The organism is Pseudomonas fluorescens (assembly GCF_902497875.1).
GTDB lineage: Bacteria > Pseudomonadota > Gammaproteobacteria > Pseudomonadales > Pseudomonadaceae > Aquipseudomonas > Aquipseudomonas fluorescens_BR.
Genome location: NZ_CABVHY010000011.1, coordinates 63460 through 80391, shown reverse-complemented (window position 1 = coordinate 80391; position 16932 = coordinate 63460). Strand labels below are relative to the sequence as shown.

The following is a 16932-nucleotide window of genomic DNA, read 5'->3' as shown; positions in this document are numbered from 1 at the left end:
GCTTCTCGCAGGCACAGGGTTAGTGGTTCAAGCCGTATTTTTTGACCTTGTCGAACAGCGTGGTCTTGGCCATGCCCAGTTCCAGGCTGGCTTGGGTCAGGTTGCCGCCGCTGCGCTGCAAGGCATCGTTGAGCAGGTTGCGTTCGAAAGCCTCGACCGCTTCGGCAAAACCCAAACCCTGGCTGGCATTGCTGCCGGACTTTTTGAAAGCAGGCAGGCCGAGGGCAAAACGTTCGGCGACGTTACGCAATTCACGCACGTTGCCCGGCCAGTCGTGGCTCATCAGGTTCGACAGGGTCTGGTTGTCCAGTTCCGGCGCGGTGCGGTCAAAGCGCAGAGATGATTGCTGCAGGAAGTGTTCGAACAATTGCAGGATATCTTCACGGCGTTCGCGCAGCGGTGGCAGTTCCAGGGTTACCACGTTCAGTCGGTAATAGAGGTCGCTGCGGAACTGGCTGGCTTTACTCAACTCATCCAGATCGGATTTTGTCGCGGCAATCACCCGGCAGTCGACGGCCACGCTCTGGTTCGAACCGAGGCGTTCCAGGGTTCTTTCCTGCAAGACCCGCAACAGTTTGATCTGCAGGTTCAGCGGCATGCTTTCCACTTCATCGAGGAACAGTGTACCGCCATGGGCGTGCTCGATTTTGCCGATTCGTCGTTTGCCAGCGCCGGTAAAGGCATTGGCTTCATGGCCGAAGATTTCACTCTCGAACAGATTTTCCGGCAGGCCGCCGCAGTTCAATGCGACGAATTGCGCGGACTGACGCCGGCTGAAATCATGCAGGCAGCGCGCGACCAGTTCCTTGCCGGTGCCGGTCTCGCCTTCGATCAGTACGTTGGCCGAGGTGTCGGCGACGTTGGCGATCAGCTCACGCAAGTTTTGCATGGCCGGCGAGCGCCCGATGATGCGGCCTTCCAGCGAGTCGCGCTCGGCCAGCTGTCGACGCAGCGACCAGACCTCGCGGGCCAGGCTGCGTTGTTCCAGGGCACGCCGGGCGACGTCCACCAGACGCTCGGGAGAGAAGGGTTTCTCCATGAAGTCATAGGCGCCTTTCTGCATGGCCCCGACCGCCATGGAAATATCGCCATGGCCGGTGATCAACACCACCGGCAAGCTACGGTCACGGGCCTTGAGGCGGGTCAGCAGTTCCAGGCCATCGATGCCCGGCAAGCGAATGTCGCTGATGACGATCCCGGCAAAGTTGTCGCCGACTTGCGCCAGGGCTTCCTCGGCGCTGCCGACACCCACGCAGGGGATATCTTCCAGGCTCAGGGCTTGCTGGCAGCCGAGCAGGACATGGGGATCATCTTCGACGATCAGCACGGTGAGGTCGGTATTCATAGCGGCTCGACTTGAGTAGGGCTTACCAACGGTAAACTGAGGACGAAGGCGGTACCACCGCTGGCCGGGTGTTCGACGCCCAGATTACCGCCGGTGGCCGTGGCCAGGCTTGCCGATAGCGTCAGGCCCAGGCCCAGCCCTTGTTCGCCGGGCTTGGTGGTGAAGAAGGGTTCGAACAGATGCTTGCGTGTCTCGGCGTCAATGCCGTGGCCGTTGTCGCGCACTCGCAGGCGGTATTTGCCGTCGCTGGTTTCGCCTTCCAGCCACAACTCTGGCAATGGTTGCGCCTGCATGGCATCCAGGGCGTTGCCGATCAGGTTGACCAGAATCTGTTCCAGCCGGGTCTGATCGATCTGCACCTGCACGTCACTGAAATCGCGATGCAGTTGCAGCTTGCTGCTCTCCAGACGACCGCCGAGTAATTGCAAGGCGGCGTCGATGGCCTTGCCGAGGCTGGCCTGGCCCTGGTCATCGCCGCGGCGGGCAAAGGAGCGCAAGCTGGCGGTGATGCGGCCCATGCGGTCGATCAGCTCGTTGATGGTCTTGAGGTTGGCACTGGCGGTGTCCAGCGCGCCGCGCTCAAGAAAGCGCACGGTATTGCCCGACAGCGTGCGCAGGGCCGCCAGTGGCTGGTTCAGTTCGTGGGCGATGCTGGTGGACATTTGGCCGATGGCCGCCAACTTGCCGGCCTGCACCAGTTCATCCTGGGCCCGGCGCAAGGTTTCTTCGGCTTGCCGACGTTCGCGAATCTGCCCCTTGAGCCGTTCGTTGCTGGCGCGCAGGTCGGCCGTGCGGTCGGCGATTTTGCGCTCCAGTTGATTGTTGGCTTCCTGCAGGGCTTCGCGGGCGGCGAGGCGGGTGGCGATGACCTTGCGCCGTTCGTTCCAGGCAATCAGCAAAAACGCCACCAGGGCAAACGCCACTGCCACCAGGATGCCCTGATTGATGGCTTCGCGACGCAGGTCCTGCAGGGGCGTCAGCAGGGTGAAGTTCCAGGGTGTATCTCTCAACGGTCGGGTCTGCGACAGGTAGCTGATTGCCTGTTCGTCCGACTCCAGTTCGGTGTTGGCCGGAAAGGTCAGCTTTTCGACACCTTCGGCCAAGTGCTCGCGGGCCAACGGCTGCAGTTCGTTAAGCGGGAACCAGTAGTATTGCAGGCTACGCGCCAGGCGCTCCTTGGTATCGTCACTGAGCGGGCGGACCGCCTTGAGTCTTCGCGCCGGGTCACTGGACAAGATGATGATACCGTTCTCGTCACTGACGAAGGCCTCCAGACGCGCCCGTTGCCAGCGTTCTTCCATGGCTTCGAGGCGCACTTTGACCACTGCGACGCCGATGATCTTGCCTTGTTCTTCCAGGCCGTGGGCCAGGTAGTAACCGGGTTCGCCACTGGTGCTGCCGATCCCATAGAAGCGCCCTGGCTGACCGCGCACGGCGTTCTGGAAATAGGCGCGGAAGGACAGGTCTTCACCCAGATAACTGTCGAAGTCACGCCAGTTACTCGTGGCCATGACCCGGCCGGTGGTATCCATAACGTAGATGGCCCGACTGCGGCTGCGCCGGTTCAGGCCTTCGAGGTAATCATTGACCGTCTGCCGGTGTTCCGGGGACGGGTCGGCCAGCAGCTTCGAGACACTGGATTCAAGTTCCAGCAGGCTGGGCAGGTAGGTGTACTTGCTGATTTCGCTTTCGACGGCGCGGGCGTGCAGTTCCAGTTGACGCTCGCCGTTCTCGCTGAGGGTGCGGATTCCATAATGTTCGCTGATCCAGAAGCCGAGATAACCCAAGCCGATCATCAACGCGATGACCAGTGGCGGCAGGAACAGATGGCGAATCAGGCGGGGTTTCACGGCAAGTGATGGCGGCGCGGCGCGATAAAGAGTGGGGTCGCATTTCATCACAGATGCCTTGGGTCAACCAGAACTACAAGCCCCGAGAATCCCGTGTAGGAGCTGCCGCAGGCTGCGATCTTTTGATCTGTTCAGCAGGCAAATCGTTGCCTGAACTGGCGCCAACATCAAAAGATCGCAGCCTGCGGCAGCTCCTACAGGGGCGGCCGTGTAGCTTTTAGTGCTGCAGAATCTTCTCAAGGAAGTGCTGGGCACGTTCGGAGCGGGCGTTGATGTCACCGAAGAATTCTTCTTTCTTGCAGTCTTCGATGATCTTGCCCTGGTCCATGAAGATCACCCGGTCCGCCACTTTGCGCGCGAAACCCATTTCGTGGGTCACGCACATCATGGTCATGCCTTCGTGAGCCAGCTGCACCATCACGTCGAGTACTTCGTTGACCATCTCCGGGTCCAGCGCCGAGGTCGGTTCGTCGAACAGCATGACGATCGGGTCCATCGCCAGCGCGCGGGCAATCGCCACACGCTGTTGCTGGCCACCAGAGAGTTGCCCGGGATGCTTTTTGGCATGGGCCGAAAGACCCACGCGTTCGAGCAGCTGCAGGGCTTTCTTGTTGGCTTCGTCCTGGCTGCGACCCAGCACCTTGATCTGTGCGATGGTCAGGTTTTCCATGATGCTCAGGTGCGGGAACAGTTCGAAATGCTGGAACACCATGCCAACCCGCGAACGCAGCTTTGGCAGATCGGTTTTCGGGTCGGCAATGGAGGTGCCGTCGACCACCACGTCGCCTTTCTGGAACGGTTCCAGGGCGTTGACGCACTTGATCAAGGTGGATTTGCCGGAGCCGGACGGCCCGCACACCACAATCACTTCGCCTTTTTTGACCTCGGTGCTGCAATCAGTCAGTACCTGGAAGTCGCCATACCACTTGTTGATATTCTTGATAGAGATCATACGGCAAACCTTTTTTGCAGACGCTTGACCAGCTGCGAGGCGGCAAAGCTGATTATAAAATACACCAGACCTGCGAAGACCAGGAACTCATTGGAGCGGCCGATAATGTCGCCACTGGCGCGCGAAGCATTGAGGAAATCCACCAGGCCGACCGCGTAGACCAACGAGGTGTCCTGAAACAGGATGATGCTCTGTTGCAGCAGCAACGGGGTCATCTTGCGAAACGCTTGCGGCAGGATGATCAGGCGCATCATCTGCCCGTAGCTCATGCCCAACGCCTGGGCAGCGCCCATCTGGCCCTTGGGAATCGACTGCACGCCGGCCCGGACGATTTCGCAGAAGTACGCCGCTTCGAACATCATGAAGGCCACGATGCACGAGGCGAACGCGCCGATCGGGGTGTCTTCGCCGGTGATCCAGCGCAGCACGAACGGCACCGCCAGGTAGAACCAGGTAATGACCAGCAGCAGCGGGATCGAGCGGAAGTAGTTAACGTAGGCGCCGGCAATGTTCGACAGCCATTTGTTGTGAGACAGGCGCATCAGCGCCAGGATCGTGCCGAGGATGATCCCGCCGACAACGCCCATGGCCATCAGCTTGAGGGTCATTACCATGCCGTTCCACAGGCCCGGCGTGGCCTGGAGGATTCCACTGAAATCGAAGTCCATTATTTACCCCCCAGGGAAATCAGGCCCGGTACCGCGACTTTCTTCTCGACCATGCGCATCAGCAACATCAGGCCCATGTTCAGCGTGAAGTAGATCAGGGTTGCCAGGGTGAAGGCTTCGAACAGGTTGGCGGAGAACTCGGCGGTCTGTTTGGTCTGCGCGAGCAGCTCCATCAGGCCGATCAGCGAGGCCACGGAGGAGTTCTTGAAGACGTTGAGAAATTCCGAGGTGAGCGGCGGAATGATGATCCGGTAGGCCTGGGGCAGAAGCACATTCCAGTAGACCTGTGGCAGCTTGAAACCCATGGCGCGGGCGGCTGATTCCTGGCCACGCGGCAGCGCCTGGATACCGGTACGCACTTGTTCGCAAACCCGTGCGGCGGTGAACAGGCCCAGGCAGACGACGACGCTCAGGTAGGCGGAGGTGGTCGGGTTCAGGTCCTGCTTGTACCAGTCCTGCAGGTTTTGCGGCAGCAGATCCGGTACCAGGAAGTACCAGATGAACAGCTGAACCAGCAGCGGCACGTTACGGAAGAGTTCCACGTAGCAGGTCGCGATGCCCGATACGAGACGATTCGGTACGGTGCGCATGACGCCCAGAATCGAGCCCAGCAGCAAGGCAATGATCCAGGCCACGATGGCGATGGCGATGGTCCAGCCCAAACCGGTGACGTACCAGTCGAGATAGGTCTCGCTGCCCACGCCGGTGGACTTGAAGAACACGCTCCAGTCCCAGTTGTAATTCATAGGGTCTCCCCTCAGATCAATCGATGTACAAGTACCCGCCAGGGGAAGATCCATTCCCGCCCGACCTTGACGGTCAGGCACACCCGAGCGGCTCGACAATCACCGGTTCGAGTGTTTCCAAAAATGCCAGCAGGGAGTGACCACCTCCTGAAAGGGCAGTGGCCCTCTCAGGAGATAAGGTTAGTCAGAAATCAGGATTTCTTTTCGTCAGCCGCTTTATCGGTCGGATTGGCGATCAGGGCCTTGAGCTCTTCGCTCATCGGGAACATCAGGTTCAAGTTCTTAGGCGGGATTGGCTGCATGAACCACTTTTCGTAGATCTTGTTGATTTCGCCAGACTTGTAGGTCGCGACGATGGCGTCGTCGACGGCTTTCTTGAACGGCTCGTCGCCCTTGCGGACCATGCAGCCGTAGACTTCAAAGGACTGTGGCGTACCGGTCACGACCCAGTCGGTGGGTTTCTTGGCCTTGGCCATTTCACCGGCGAGCAGTGCGTCGTCCATCATGAAGGCAACCGCGCGGCCGCTTTCCAGCATCTGGAAGGATTCGCCGTGGTCCTTGGCCGAGATAACGTTCATGCCCATCTGCTTGTCGGCGTTCATCGACTTGAGGATGCGCTCGGACGTGGTGCCGGCGGTGGTCACGACGTTCTTGCCTTTGAGGTCGGCGAAGTCTTTGTATGGGGAGTCTTTCTTCGCCAGCAGCTTGGTACCGATTTCGAAGATGCCGACGGAGAAGGCAACTTGCTGCTGACGCTCGACGTTGTTGGTGGTGGAGCCGCACTCGACGTCCACGGTGCCGTTCTGCACCAGCGGGATACGGGTTTGCGAAGTGACCAGGTTGTAGTTGACCTTGAGGTCCGGCATGCCCAGGTCTTTCTTGATGGCTTCGACGATTTTCAGCTGGATATCGTGAGAGTAACCAACCGGTTTGCCGGAAGCGTCCGCGATGTAGGAAAACGGAATGGAAGCGTCACGATGCCCGAGGGTGATGGTGCCGGACTCTTTGATCTTCTTCAGTGTGCCGGTGAGCTCGGCTGCGAAAACTGGAGTGCTGATCAGAGCAACAGCGATAGCTGCGCCCAGAAGATGGGGAACGATGCGCATCAAAATTTTCCTCGACATTGTTTTTATATGGGGCCAGTTCATTGGCCCTTCTGTACTGCAAATGCCTTGAGGCTCCTGATGGGGTGGCGCATCAGGCATTCGTCCAAGAGTGTAGAGCATGAGTCGTGCCAGGCCAGGCGTATTTGGTCAAAGCCTTGATTTATTAGGGGATTAAATATTTATGGCGAAGAAATGGGTTCTGGATAATCCGGTTAACCGAATCGACCGGCAAGTCGTGTTCGGAAAACCGAATGTAATCTCATGCCTGGCACATACCCCCTGTGGGAGCGAGGCTGCTCGCGATGAGGCCAACAGATCCAACATTGATGTTGCCTGACACTCCGCTTTCGTCGGAACGCCGCCCGGAGCAGGTTCGCTCCCACATGGATATGGGGTGGATGACAGAATGCAAAAAGCCCCTGAATCGTGAGATTCAGGGGCTTGGCTTTAACCGGATTCCCGATCAGGCCGCTTGGATCTTGCTGCGGTTCTGTATGACCTTGTTCAGGTAATCCTTGAGTTTTTCCTGCTCCGCCGGGGTGGTGAACAACCCCAGCTTGCTGCGACGCCACAGAATGTCGTGCGCTGTGGTCGCCCACTCTTCGCTGCACAGGTAATCGACTTCGCGGGTATAGAGCCCGCCGCCGATGTGTTCGCCCAGATCGCTCAGTTTTTGCACGCCTTCCAGCATGCGCCAGGTGCGGCTGCCATAAGTGGTGGCCCAACGGTTGGCGATTTCAGTCGGCACCCAGTCGAATTTGTCGCGGATCAGCGAGCTCAATGCCTGCGGGGTGGTCATGTCTTCGCCACCGGGCAGGGTCGATTGCGCGGTCCAGCTCGGCTTGATGCCTTTAAAGAACGGCGCCAGTTGTGCCAGGGCCGATTCAGCCAGTTTGCGATAAGTCGTCAGCTTGCCCCCGAATACCGACAGCAACGGCGCTTCTGTAGCACTGCCGGACAAGGCCAGGGTGTAGTCGCGGGTCACGGCCGAAGGGTTGTCGGATTCGTCGTTACACAGGGGGCGAACGCCGGAATAACTGTGCAGGATGTCCTCGCGGCTCAGTCGCTTCGTGAAGTGTGCGTTGACCACCTTGAGCAGGTAATCGGTTTCGCCTTCGGTGATCGTCACTTTGGCCGGGTCGCCGGTGTATTCGCGGTCGGTGGTACCAATCAGGGTGAAATGGTTCAGGTACGGAATAGCGAACACGATGCGCTGGTCTTCGTTCTGCAGAATGAAAGCATTCGGCGCGTCATAGAGTTTCGGCACGATCAGGTGGCTGCCCTGGATCAGGCGGATGCCGTACGGCGATTCCAGCTTCAGGTCATCACGGATGAATTTGGCGACCCAAGGGCCGGCCGCATTCACTAGCGCTTTGGCGCGGATCGAGAACAGACTGCCGTCGCTGCGTTCCAGGTTCAGCTGCCACATGCCTTTGCTGCGACGGGCGCTGACACAGCGGGTCTGGGTGTGAACATGAGCGCCTTTTTCGCGGGCGGCCATGGCGTTCAGAACCACCAGGCGGGCGTCATCGACCCAGCAATCGGAGTATTCGAAGCCTTTGCTGATTTCTGCCTTGAGCGGGCTGTCGGCACCGAATTTCACACTCTTGGAACCGGCGAGTTTTTCCCGCTTGCCCAGGTGGTCATAAAGGAACAGGCCGGCACGGATCATCCAGGCCGGACGCAGGTGCGGGCGGTGCGGCAGCACGAAACGCATCGGTTTGACGATGTGCGGGGCTTTGGCCAACAGCACTTCGCGTTCGGCCAGGGCTTCGCGCACCAGGCGGAATTCGTAATGTTCGAGGTAGCGCAGGCCGCCGTGAATCAGCTTGCTGCTGGCCGACGAGGTGTGGCTGGCCAGGTCGTCCTTTTCGCAAAGGAACACCGACAGGCCGCGACCGGCGGCATCAGCTGCAATCCCGACGCCGTTAATCCCGCCACCGATGACGGCGATATCGTAGACCTCGGCAAGAGGGGGCGTAGGCAAGGTAGAAGTGGGCATCGGCTGGCCTCGGAGTTCTTTATAATATTTGAATTCGAACATTAGTGTTCATTTTCGAAAATAGTAGCGCATAAACACGGGCACGGCCAGCCAACTTCGATTGAAAATACTCATCGAAGAGCATCAAAAGGAAAATTTTCGAACATTTTAGCGGGCAGGAAGGGCGCACGGTCTATGTGGCGAGGGAGGCCGGCTTCGCACATTCCCCGTAGCAGCTGCCGAAGGCTGCGTCCGGCCGCGTAGCGGTCGTAAAATCAGACGTCTGTGGTGTGACAGGTAACCGTGGTTACAGATTTGCGACTGCTGCGCAGCCGGACGCAGCCTTCGGCAGCTGCTACGGACCGCGTCGTCGCCTGAGCTCCCTTGCCACAAGGGAGCGCGTCCAGCTTGAGAGTTAAACCACTTCCAGCCGAATCTTGTGCTGGCTCAGCAACTGCGCCAGCGCCGGCACGGGTGGCTGATCGGTTACCAGGCAATCGATCAGGCTGATCGGTCCCAGTCGCACCATGGCGTTGCGACCAAACTTACTGGAGTCGGCCGCCAGGATGACTTGTCGGGCATTGGCGATGATCGCCTGGGAAACCCGGACTTCCTGATAATCGAAATCCAGCAGGCTGCCGTCTTCATCGATGCCACTGATGCCAACGAGGGCGAAGTCGACCTTGAACTGGTTGATGAAGTCCACGCTGGCCTGGCCGACAACCCCGCCGTCGCGGCGCACATTGCCGCCAGCCAGCAGGACTTCAAAATCATCCTTGGCGCTGAGGATCGAGGCGACGTGCAGGTTGTTGGTGATCACCTTGAGCTGGGTGTGATTGAGCAGCGCCCGGGCGATGGATTCGGTGGTGGTGCCGATGTTGATAAACAGTGAGGCATGATCGGGGATCTGCGCGGCGATGGCTTCGGCGATGCGTTGTTTCTCATCGCGCATTTGATCGGCTCGCATGGCGTAGGCGGTGTTTTCTACGCTCGAATCGTAAGCTGCGCCGCCGTGATAGCGACGCAGCAGGTTTACTTCCGCCAATTGATTGATATCGCGGCGGATGGTTTGCGGTGTAACGACGAACAGCGTAGCCATTTCCTCGATGCTGACATAGCCGCGTTCGCGGACCAGTTCGAGGATTTGCTGCTGACGGGGAGGCAGATTCATGGGGCGTCCTTTGGGCTGCCGTGCAAAAATTTGCCCATGATGCCGCAGGAATCTACTCCCGGCCAGTTACATACAGATACGAGTCCCTGCTCTAGCTTATTTGGCTTCTTCGTGGGGTTCCCAATCGCGGGTGCGGCTCACGGCTTTTAGCCAGCCGGCGTAGAGTTTTTCCTTTTCGTCTTGCGCCAGTTGCGGCTCAAACTCGCGCTCGATCACCGCCTTGCCACGCAGCTCATCCAGGCTGCCCCAGAAGCCGCAGGCCAGGCCCGCCAGATAGGCTGCACCCAGCGCCGTGGTTTCACGCATTTGCGGGCGCTCGACGTGAGTGCCGAGAATGTCCGCTTGGAACTGCATCAGGAAGTTGTTCGCCACTGCGCCGCCGTCAACGCGCAAAGCTTTGAGACGTTCGCCGGAGTCCTGTTGCATGGCGTCGAGTACGTCGCGGGTCTGATAGGCAATCGACTCCAGGGCGGCGCGAATGATGTGATCCACGCGTACACCACGGGTCAGGCCAAACAGGGCGCCGCGGGCATAGGGGTCCCAGTAGGGAGCGCCCAGGCCGGTGAAGGCCGGGACCAGATAAACGCCATTGCTGTCCTTGACCTTGCCGGCAAAGTATTCGGTGTCGTGAGCGTCGTTGATGATTTTCAACTCATCGCGCAGCCACTGAACGGTGGAGCCGCCGTTGAACACCGCGCCTTCCAGTGCATAAGCGACTTCGCCGCGTGGGCCGCATGCGATGGTGGTGAGCATGCCGTGATTGGATTTCACCGCTTTGTCGCCGGTGTTCATCAACAGGAAGCAGCCGGTGCCGTAGGTGTTTTTCGCCTGCCCGGGTTCAACGCACATCTGGCCGAACAGTGCCGCCTGCTGGTCGCCGGCAATACCGGCGATGGCGATGCCGCTTTTGGTGTGGCCGTAGATTTCCGAGGAGGACTTCACTTCAGGAAGCATCTCGCGCGGGATATCCAGCACCTTCAGCATCTTCGCATCCCACTCCAGGGTGTGGATGTTGAAGAGCATGGTGCGCGAGGCATTGGTGTAGTCGGTGACGTGGGTCTTGCCGCCGGTAAATTTCCAGATCAGCCAACTGTCGACGGTGCCGAACAGCAGTTCGCCATTGCGCGCGCGTTCACGGCTGCCTTCGACGTTGTCGAGGATCCACTTGAGCTTGGTGCCGGAGAAGTACGGGTCGGTCACCAGGCCAGTGGTTTCGCTGATGTATTGCTCATGACCGTCGCGTTTGAGCTGCTGGCAGATCTCGGTGCTGCGCCGGCACTGCCAGACGATCGCGTTGTAGATCGGCCGGCCGGTGGTCTTGTCCCAGACCACGGTGGTTTCACGCTGGTTGGTGATGCCAATGGCGGCCACCTGGTCGTGATGGAGGCCGGCTTGAGCCAGGGCCTCGACCATCACCGCGCTCTGGGTGGCGAAGATTTCCATCGGGTCGTGTTCGACCCAGCCGGCTTGCGGGTAATGCTGGGCGAATTCGCGCTGAGCGGTACAGACCACGTTGGCGTCGCGGTCGAAAATGATCGCCCGGGAGCTGGTCGTACCCTGATCGAGGGCAATGATGTAGTTCTTATTCTGAGCGTCGGTCATGTCGATTGCCTTGGACTAAATAGGGTTTAAATTCAGCGAGCGTAAAGGCCGGGGAGGGCAGCGGCGTTCACGCAGCCTGTTTCAAGATGCCTGGATCTTTGCGTTGACGACGTGCTCGGCATCCTTTGTCGCGGGTGTGGCGTCGGGTAGATGGCGGGCAATCAGCCCACGATAGGCAGCAGCGCCGAGGCAAGCACCCATGATCGGTGCAAAAACCGGAATCAGGAAGTACGGGATATCGCGCCCGCCGGTGAAGGATATTTCACCCCAGCCGGCGACGAAGGTCATCAGTTTAGGTCCGAAATCCCGCGCCGGGTTCATCGCAAAACCGGTCAGCGGACCCATCGAGCTGCCGATAACAGCAATCAGCAGGCCGATCAGCAAGGGCGCCAACGGGCCACGTGGCAGGCCATTGTTGTCATCGGTCAGGGACATGATCACGCCCATCAGGACCGCGGTGATGATCACCTCAACCAGGAACGCCTGGCCGGTGGATAGGGCCGGGTGCGGGTAGGTGGAGAACACCGACGCCAGTTCCAGGCTGGCCTGAGTGCCCCGGATCATATGATGGGTTTGTTCGTAATCGAAGAACAGGTTGCTGTAAAGCGTGTAAACCAACAACGCCGAGCAAAAGGCTCCAGCGACCTGGGCGAAGATGTAGAACGGCAGTTTGCGCTTTTCAAAATCGGTAAAAATGCACAGGGCGATACTGACGGCCGGGTTGAGATGAGCGCCGGAAATGCCGGCGGTCAGGTAGATCGCCATGCTCACGCCGATGCCCCAGATGATGCTGATTTCCCATAAGCCAAAGCTGGCACCCGCGACCTTGAGCGCGGCGACGCAACCGGTACCAAAGAAAATCAATAAGGCAGTACCCAGGAACTCGGCCATGCATTGGCTCGAGAGCGAAGGTTGTTGTAAAGCAGTCGTCATTGAAAACCTCTTTTTTGTTGTTGTGTGGTGCTTCTCGAAAGGGTCGGCTTACTGCGGGCTACAAAACTGGAACGGGTTAATCATATTCAGATTCGAAAAAATATAGACAAGAAACGCTGATGTCAAAGGTCGAAAGTGAACCGGTGGTCATTTTTTAACTATTAGTCCTGTGAATGATCATGTTCCAGGCGGGGGTAAAGGTTTTCGATGAGCGGCGTGATGACCCATGAACACAAGCGTCACCGCGCGTAACAACTGCGCAATAGAGCCTTTTCCCTACCGATGGCCTAGAATCCTGCATCAGCGTTTTTCTCCATTGGTCTCGGTCGGAGCCGCCATGACACCTGCATTGGATTTGTTGAAAAAAGTTCGTGCCGAACATCAAGTGCACAGTTACGAACATGATCCGAAGGCAGCTTCCTACGGTCTGGAGGCCGCGGAAAAGCTCGGGCTCGATCCAGCCCGGGTATTCAAGACGCTGCTGGCGGCCAGCGAAAAGGGTGAATTGTTGGTCGCGGTGGTGCCGGTCGTCGGAAGTCTGGATTTGAAGGCGCTGGCCCATGCGGCGGGGGTCAAGAAAGTCGAGATGGCCGACCCGGCTGCCGCGCAACGGGCGACCGGCTACCTGCTGGGTGGCATCAGCCCGCTGGGGCAGAAGAAGCGCCTGCGGACTTTCGTCGATAACAGTGCGCAATCCTTCACCAGCATTTTCGTCAGCGCCGGGCGTCGAGGCCTTGAGGTCGAGTTGGCACCAGCGGTGTTGGCCGAATATACCCAGGCCAGATTCACCGATATTGGTCGGGCCTGATGCTGGCTCTGTATGGCGCAAATGATGCTGCTCTGTAGCTAGCCCTGGTCCGTATCCGGGCGCATGCTCGCTGTCGCATATTCAAGGAGAGGTGTGGTCATGCAACTTGAGTTTCATCAGGTCGACGCGTTCAGTGAGCGGCCATTCAGTGGCAACCCGGCGATGGTCTATCGGCTCGATGCGTGGCTCGCCGATGAGCTGATGCAGAAAATCGCCGCCGAGCACAATCTGGCCGAAACCGCCTTTGTGGTGCGCGAAAGCCACGGCTGGCATATCCGCTGGTTCACACCGACCACTGAGGTGCCGCTCTGTGGTCATGCCACGCTGGCCAGTGCCCACGTCTTGTTCGAGGTGTATCAGGAGCCGCTCGAGCAACTGAGCTTCATCAGCAAGTCCGGCCCGTTGAGTGTCAGCAAGGAAGGTGATCGGCTGTGGCTGGATTTTCCGGCGATGGTGCCTCGCGAGGTGGGCGTGACCCTGGATGTGGAGCGGGCGCTGGGTCTGGAAGTGGTGGATGTATTAGGTTCCAACGAGTTGTTCGTGGTCCTCGAATCGGAGCAGGCAGTGCTTGATTGCAAGCCGGACATGGCGGCTTTGGCCAGGCTGCCTTGGCCGGGTGCGATCGTTACGGCGCGGGGGAGTCGGCATGATTTTGTCTCGCGCTATTTCGCCCCGGCGATCGGGATCAATGAAGACCCGGTGACCGGCTCGACCCATTGCAGCCTGATCCCCTACTGGTCGCAGCGTTTGGGCAAGACGAGCCTGACGGCGTATCAATGTTCGGCGCGGGGTGGAGAGTTGTTCTGCCGCCTGGAAGGGGATCGGGTGAAGATCGGCGGTTATGCGACGCTGGTGGCGAGTGGGAAGTTGATGTTGGGTTGATGTGATATTGCGTAGACCTTGAAAAGATCGCAGCCTGCGGCAGCTCCTCCAAGATAGGCGTACACCCGAAAATTTTCGGATGTACTCGATCGGCGTAGGAGCTGCCGCAGGCTGCGATCTTTTAGCGTAAATTCAGCTGGCGGCGCTGTACCGCCGAACCCCGGAATCCGCGGGTGGTATCTGCGCCGCGATGCTGCCGGACGCCTGGAACAACACCAGATGCTCCGCCGCCACGCGAATGCCGACATCGGCGCCCACCAGATGATCGGCATGGCTCGGGAAGATCGACTCCAGCAGGCTGCCGGTTGGCAACTGCAGGCGATACAAGGTCGAAGCGCCGAGGAAGGTCTTGCCGATGATCCGCGCTTTCAACTCGCTGTCCGGCGCATAGACGATATCGTCCGGGCGCAGCAGCACGTCGACCGCGCAGCCAGTCGGCCAGGTGTAGGCGCGATTGCCGCGCAATACACCCAGTTCGGTTTGCACCGATTCAGGGCTCTGCAATTGGCCGCGAATGAAATAACCCTGGCCGATAAAGCTCGCGACAAAGGGTGTAAACGGCTCGTGGTACAGGTTGTAGGGGGTATCCCACTGCTCCAGTCGACCTTCCTTGAATACGCCGATATGGTCGCTGACCGCGAAGGCTTCTTCCTGATCGTGGGTCACCAGAATCGCGCTGGTGCCCCGCAGCTTTAGAATATCCCGCACTTCATGGCTGAGCTTGCGGCGCAGTTCGCCATCGAGATTGGAAAAGGGTTCGTCGAGCAAGAGTAATTGCGGCTCCGGCGCCAGGGCCCGAGCCAGTGCGACACGCTGCTGCTGGCCGCCTGAGAGCTCGTGAGGAAAGCGCTTGCCGAGGCTTTTCAGGTTGACCAGTTCGAGCAGCTCGTCGGTCACGCGGTCCTTTTGCGGATGCTTGCGGATCCCGAAGGCGATGTTCTCGGCCACGCTAAGGTGCGGAAACAGTGCGTAGTCCTGGAACACCATGCCGATCCGTCGCTTCTCCGGCGCCAAGGTGAAACCAGCGCTGGAAATGACTTCGCCGGCCAGTGTGATTTCCCCTTCGTGCACCGGTTCGAAACCGGCAATCGCCCGCAGGGTGGTGGTCTTGCCGCAACCGGACGAGCCGAGCAGGCAGCCGATATCCCCAGTGTTGAGGTGCAGATTGAGGTTCTGCACGACTCGTTGGTTGTGGTAACCGCAGGCCAGGTTTCGCAGGTTGAGCAGTAATGTCTGGCTCATGCGTGGTGATACGCCGGCTCGACCAGAAACTCGAGCAGGGCCTTTTGCGCGTGAAGACGGTTTTCCGCCTGGTCCCAGGCGACGGAGCGCTGGTCGTCGAGCAGGTCCAGGCTGATCTCTTCGCCACGGTGGGCCGGCAGGCAGTGCATGAACAATACCTGCGGATCCGCCAGGTCGAGCAGGGCGCGGTTGACTTGAAACGGCGCGAACAGCTTGAGGCGCTTGGCGGTTTCCTCTTCCTGGCCCATGGAGGTCCAGACGTCGGTGCTCACGAGGTGGGCGCCGCGCACGGCATCCTGCGGATCGCGGACGATAGTCACCCGATCGCCGGCCTTGGCCACGAACTCAGGGTTGGGCTCGAAGCCTTCCGGGCAGGCAACGCGCAACTGGAAGTCGAACTGGATCGCCGCTTCTATATAGCTGTTGCACATGTTGTTGCCGTCGCCGATCCAGGCCACGGTCTTGCCTTGAATCGAACCGCGGTGCTCGAGGAAAGTTTGCATGTCGGCCAGCAACTGGCACGGATGCAGGTCATCGGACAGGCCATTGATCACGGGCACGCGGGAGTTGGCAGCGAATTCGGTCAGGGTGCTGTGGGCAAAGGTACGGATCATCACTGCGTCGAGCATGCTCGACATGACGATGGCGCAGTCGCCGATCGGCTCGCCACGGCCCAGTTGGGTATCACGGGGCGAGAGGAAGATCGCCTGGCCGCCGAGCTGGATCATGCCAGCTTCGAACGAGATCCGGGTGCGGGTCGAGGACTTCTCGAAAATCATCCCCAGGACGCGGTTTTTCAAAGGCTCGAACAGTACGCCGCGGTTACGCAGGTCCTTGAGCTCAACGCCTCGACGGATCACGCTGACCAGCTCTTCGGGCGTGCAATCCATCAGGGAGAGAAAGTGCCTTGCGCTCATCATTGACTACCTTTTTGCAACAGACCGCAGATACTCAAAGCCTTGTTTAACTGAAAAACGGGCGAGACCTGCGGCGTAAGCCGCACGGGGCGACGAAATAGGGGAAGGCGCGATATTGACATTAAATGTCGCGTCTTTCCAATAGGGCTACGGTTCTTAGGGGAGTTCAGAGGGGCTACGAGGATGTCGCGGTAGCGCTTTTGAAGCCTGTTTCCTTACAGTAGCCCGTCATTTGTACACTGCCCTCGCGCGCCTTGGCAATCGAACGGCACCGACAATGCAGGCAAACAGTCGGTTTTGCGCTCGCCAGCCAAGACTTTTGCGTGCAGGATCGATTACGGCTGACCCAACGCAAGCATTTCCTGATGCAAGGTGTTGGGCTATAAAGGTCTCACGAGCGAACAGGGAGTTTTTGCAATGGAAGCAAAAGAACAGCAATTGATGGAACTGCTGGGACTCACGGCTCGCGCCCTGACCCACCTCACTGCCTCCATGACCTCGATGTCCTTCGAGTTGCTGCGCAGCGAAGACGGCGTGACCAAGGCCGCGGGTCGCCGCATGATCGATCGCATGGCGACCATCAGTGCCGGGCTTGATGAGCACTGGCGACTGATCGGCGAACTGACCGGCGTCCATATGGCTCACGAGCAGATCGAAACCATTCAGGAAATCCAGTTGCAAAGACCACCGGGACCGTCACTGGGCTGAGCCTTGGCGGGTCGACATCGG

15 protein-coding genes are annotated in these 16932 nt (G+C 59.2%); 3 read left to right on the top strand and 12 right to left on the bottom strand.

Translation table 11 applies throughout. The annotated features are described in order from the left end of the window. Positions 1 to 19 precede the first annotated feature (19 nt). The 10 genes from F8N85_RS12960 to F8N85_RS12915 all read right to left on the bottom strand — a co-directional run bounded on the left by F8N85_RS12960 (position 20) and on the right by F8N85_RS12915 (position 12354). Positions 20 to 1345, bottom strand: a complete 1326-nt coding sequence (locus F8N85_RS12960; protein WP_150803997.1) for a sigma-54-dependent transcriptional regulator — start codon at positions 1343 to 1345, stop codon at positions 20 to 22. Next, positions 1342 to 3243 (bottom strand): sensor histidine kinase, encoded by a 1902-nt coding sequence (locus tag F8N85_RS12955; RefSeq protein WP_150803996.1) that lies wholly within the window; start codon positions 3241 to 3243, stop codon positions 1342 to 1344. The genes F8N85_RS12960 and F8N85_RS12955 overlap by 4 nt, the downstream gene beginning before the upstream one ends. A 169-nt stretch (positions 3244 to 3412) precedes the next feature. Continuing rightward, positions 3413 to 4147 (bottom strand): amino acid ABC transporter ATP-binding protein, encoded by a 735-nt coding sequence (locus tag F8N85_RS12950; RefSeq protein WP_150803995.1) that lies wholly within the window; start codon positions 4145 to 4147, stop codon positions 3413 to 3415. Beyond that, positions 4144 to 4815: an amino acid ABC transporter permease gene (locus tag F8N85_RS12945; RefSeq protein WP_150803994.1), complete on the bottom strand. Its 672-nt coding sequence runs from the start codon at positions 4813 to 4815 to the stop codon at positions 4144 to 4146. The genes F8N85_RS12950 and F8N85_RS12945 overlap by 4 nt, the downstream gene beginning before the upstream one ends. Further along, positions 4815 to 5561 carry an amino acid ABC transporter permease gene (locus F8N85_RS12940; RefSeq protein WP_150803993.1) on the bottom strand — a complete coding sequence of 249 codons (747 nt, stop codon included), beginning with the start codon at positions 5559 to 5561 and terminating at the stop codon, positions 4815 to 4817. The genes F8N85_RS12945 and F8N85_RS12940 overlap by 1 nt, the downstream gene beginning before the upstream one ends. 191 nt (positions 5562 to 5752) lie before the next feature. After that, entirely contained in the window at positions 5753 to 6667 is a 915-nt protein-coding gene (locus F8N85_RS12935; protein WP_150803992.1) for a glutamate/aspartate ABC transporter substrate-binding protein, read from the bottom strand. A gap of 463 nt (positions 6668 to 7130) precedes the next feature. Next, positions 7131 to 8669, bottom strand: a complete 1539-nt coding sequence (gene glpD / locus F8N85_RS12930) for a glycerol-3-phosphate dehydrogenase (RefSeq protein WP_150803991.1) — start codon at positions 8667 to 8669, stop codon at positions 7131 to 7133. A 394-nt stretch (positions 8670 to 9063) separates the two neighbouring features. Continuing rightward, complete coding sequence (locus F8N85_RS12925; RefSeq protein ID WP_150643648.1) at positions 9064 to 9819, bottom strand: DeoR/GlpR family transcriptional regulator; 756 nt, start codon at positions 9817 to 9819, stop codon at positions 9064 to 9066. 96 nt (positions 9820 to 9915) lie between these two features. Next, a complete protein-coding gene (gene glpK / locus F8N85_RS12920) occupies positions 9916 to 11421 on the bottom strand; it encodes a glycerol kinase GlpK (protein ID WP_150803990.1) in 1506 nt (501 codons plus the stop codon). Positions 11422 to 11502: 81 nt separating this feature from the next. After that, a complete protein-coding gene (locus F8N85_RS12915; protein WP_150803989.1) occupies positions 11503 to 12354 on the bottom strand; it encodes an MIP/aquaporin family protein in 852 nt (283 codons plus the stop codon). Positions 12355 to 12691: 337 nt separating this feature from the next. Here F8N85_RS12915 and ybaK point away from each other — a divergent pair, with 337 nt between their 5' ends. Beyond that, a complete protein-coding gene (gene ybaK / locus F8N85_RS12910) occupies positions 12692 to 13162 on the top strand; it encodes a Cys-tRNA(Pro) deacylase (RefSeq protein WP_150803988.1) in 471 nt (156 codons plus the stop codon). A gap of 99 nt (positions 13163 to 13261) precedes the next feature. Next, the gene (locus tag F8N85_RS12905; RefSeq protein ID WP_150803987.1) at positions 13262 to 14044 is read left to right on the top strand and encodes a PhzF family phenazine biosynthesis protein; all 783 of its coding nucleotides are present in this window, start codon (positions 13262 to 13264) and stop codon (positions 14042 to 14044) included. A 132-nt stretch (positions 14045 to 14176) separates the two neighbouring features. Here F8N85_RS12905 and F8N85_RS12900 read toward each other — a convergent pair whose 3' ends face one another. Both F8N85_RS12900 and argF read right to left on the bottom strand, forming a co-directional pair. Further along, on the bottom strand, positions 14177 to 15286 hold the full coding sequence (locus F8N85_RS12900; protein ID WP_150803986.1) for an ABC transporter ATP-binding protein: 1110 nt from the start codon (positions 15284 to 15286) through the stop codon (positions 14177 to 14179). Continuing rightward, complete coding sequence (argF, locus tag F8N85_RS12895) at positions 15283 to 16203, bottom strand: ornithine carbamoyltransferase (protein ID WP_150803985.1); 921 nt, start codon at positions 16201 to 16203, stop codon at positions 15283 to 15285. The genes F8N85_RS12900 and argF overlap by 4 nt, the downstream gene beginning before the upstream one ends. Positions 16204 to 16620: 417 nt before the next feature. Between argF and F8N85_RS12890 the strand changes: the two genes are divergently transcribed. Beyond that, a complete protein-coding gene (locus tag F8N85_RS12890) occupies positions 16621 to 16911 on the top strand; it encodes a hypothetical protein (RefSeq protein WP_150803984.1) in 291 nt (96 codons plus the stop codon). Positions 16912 to 16932 lie beyond the last annotated feature (21 nt).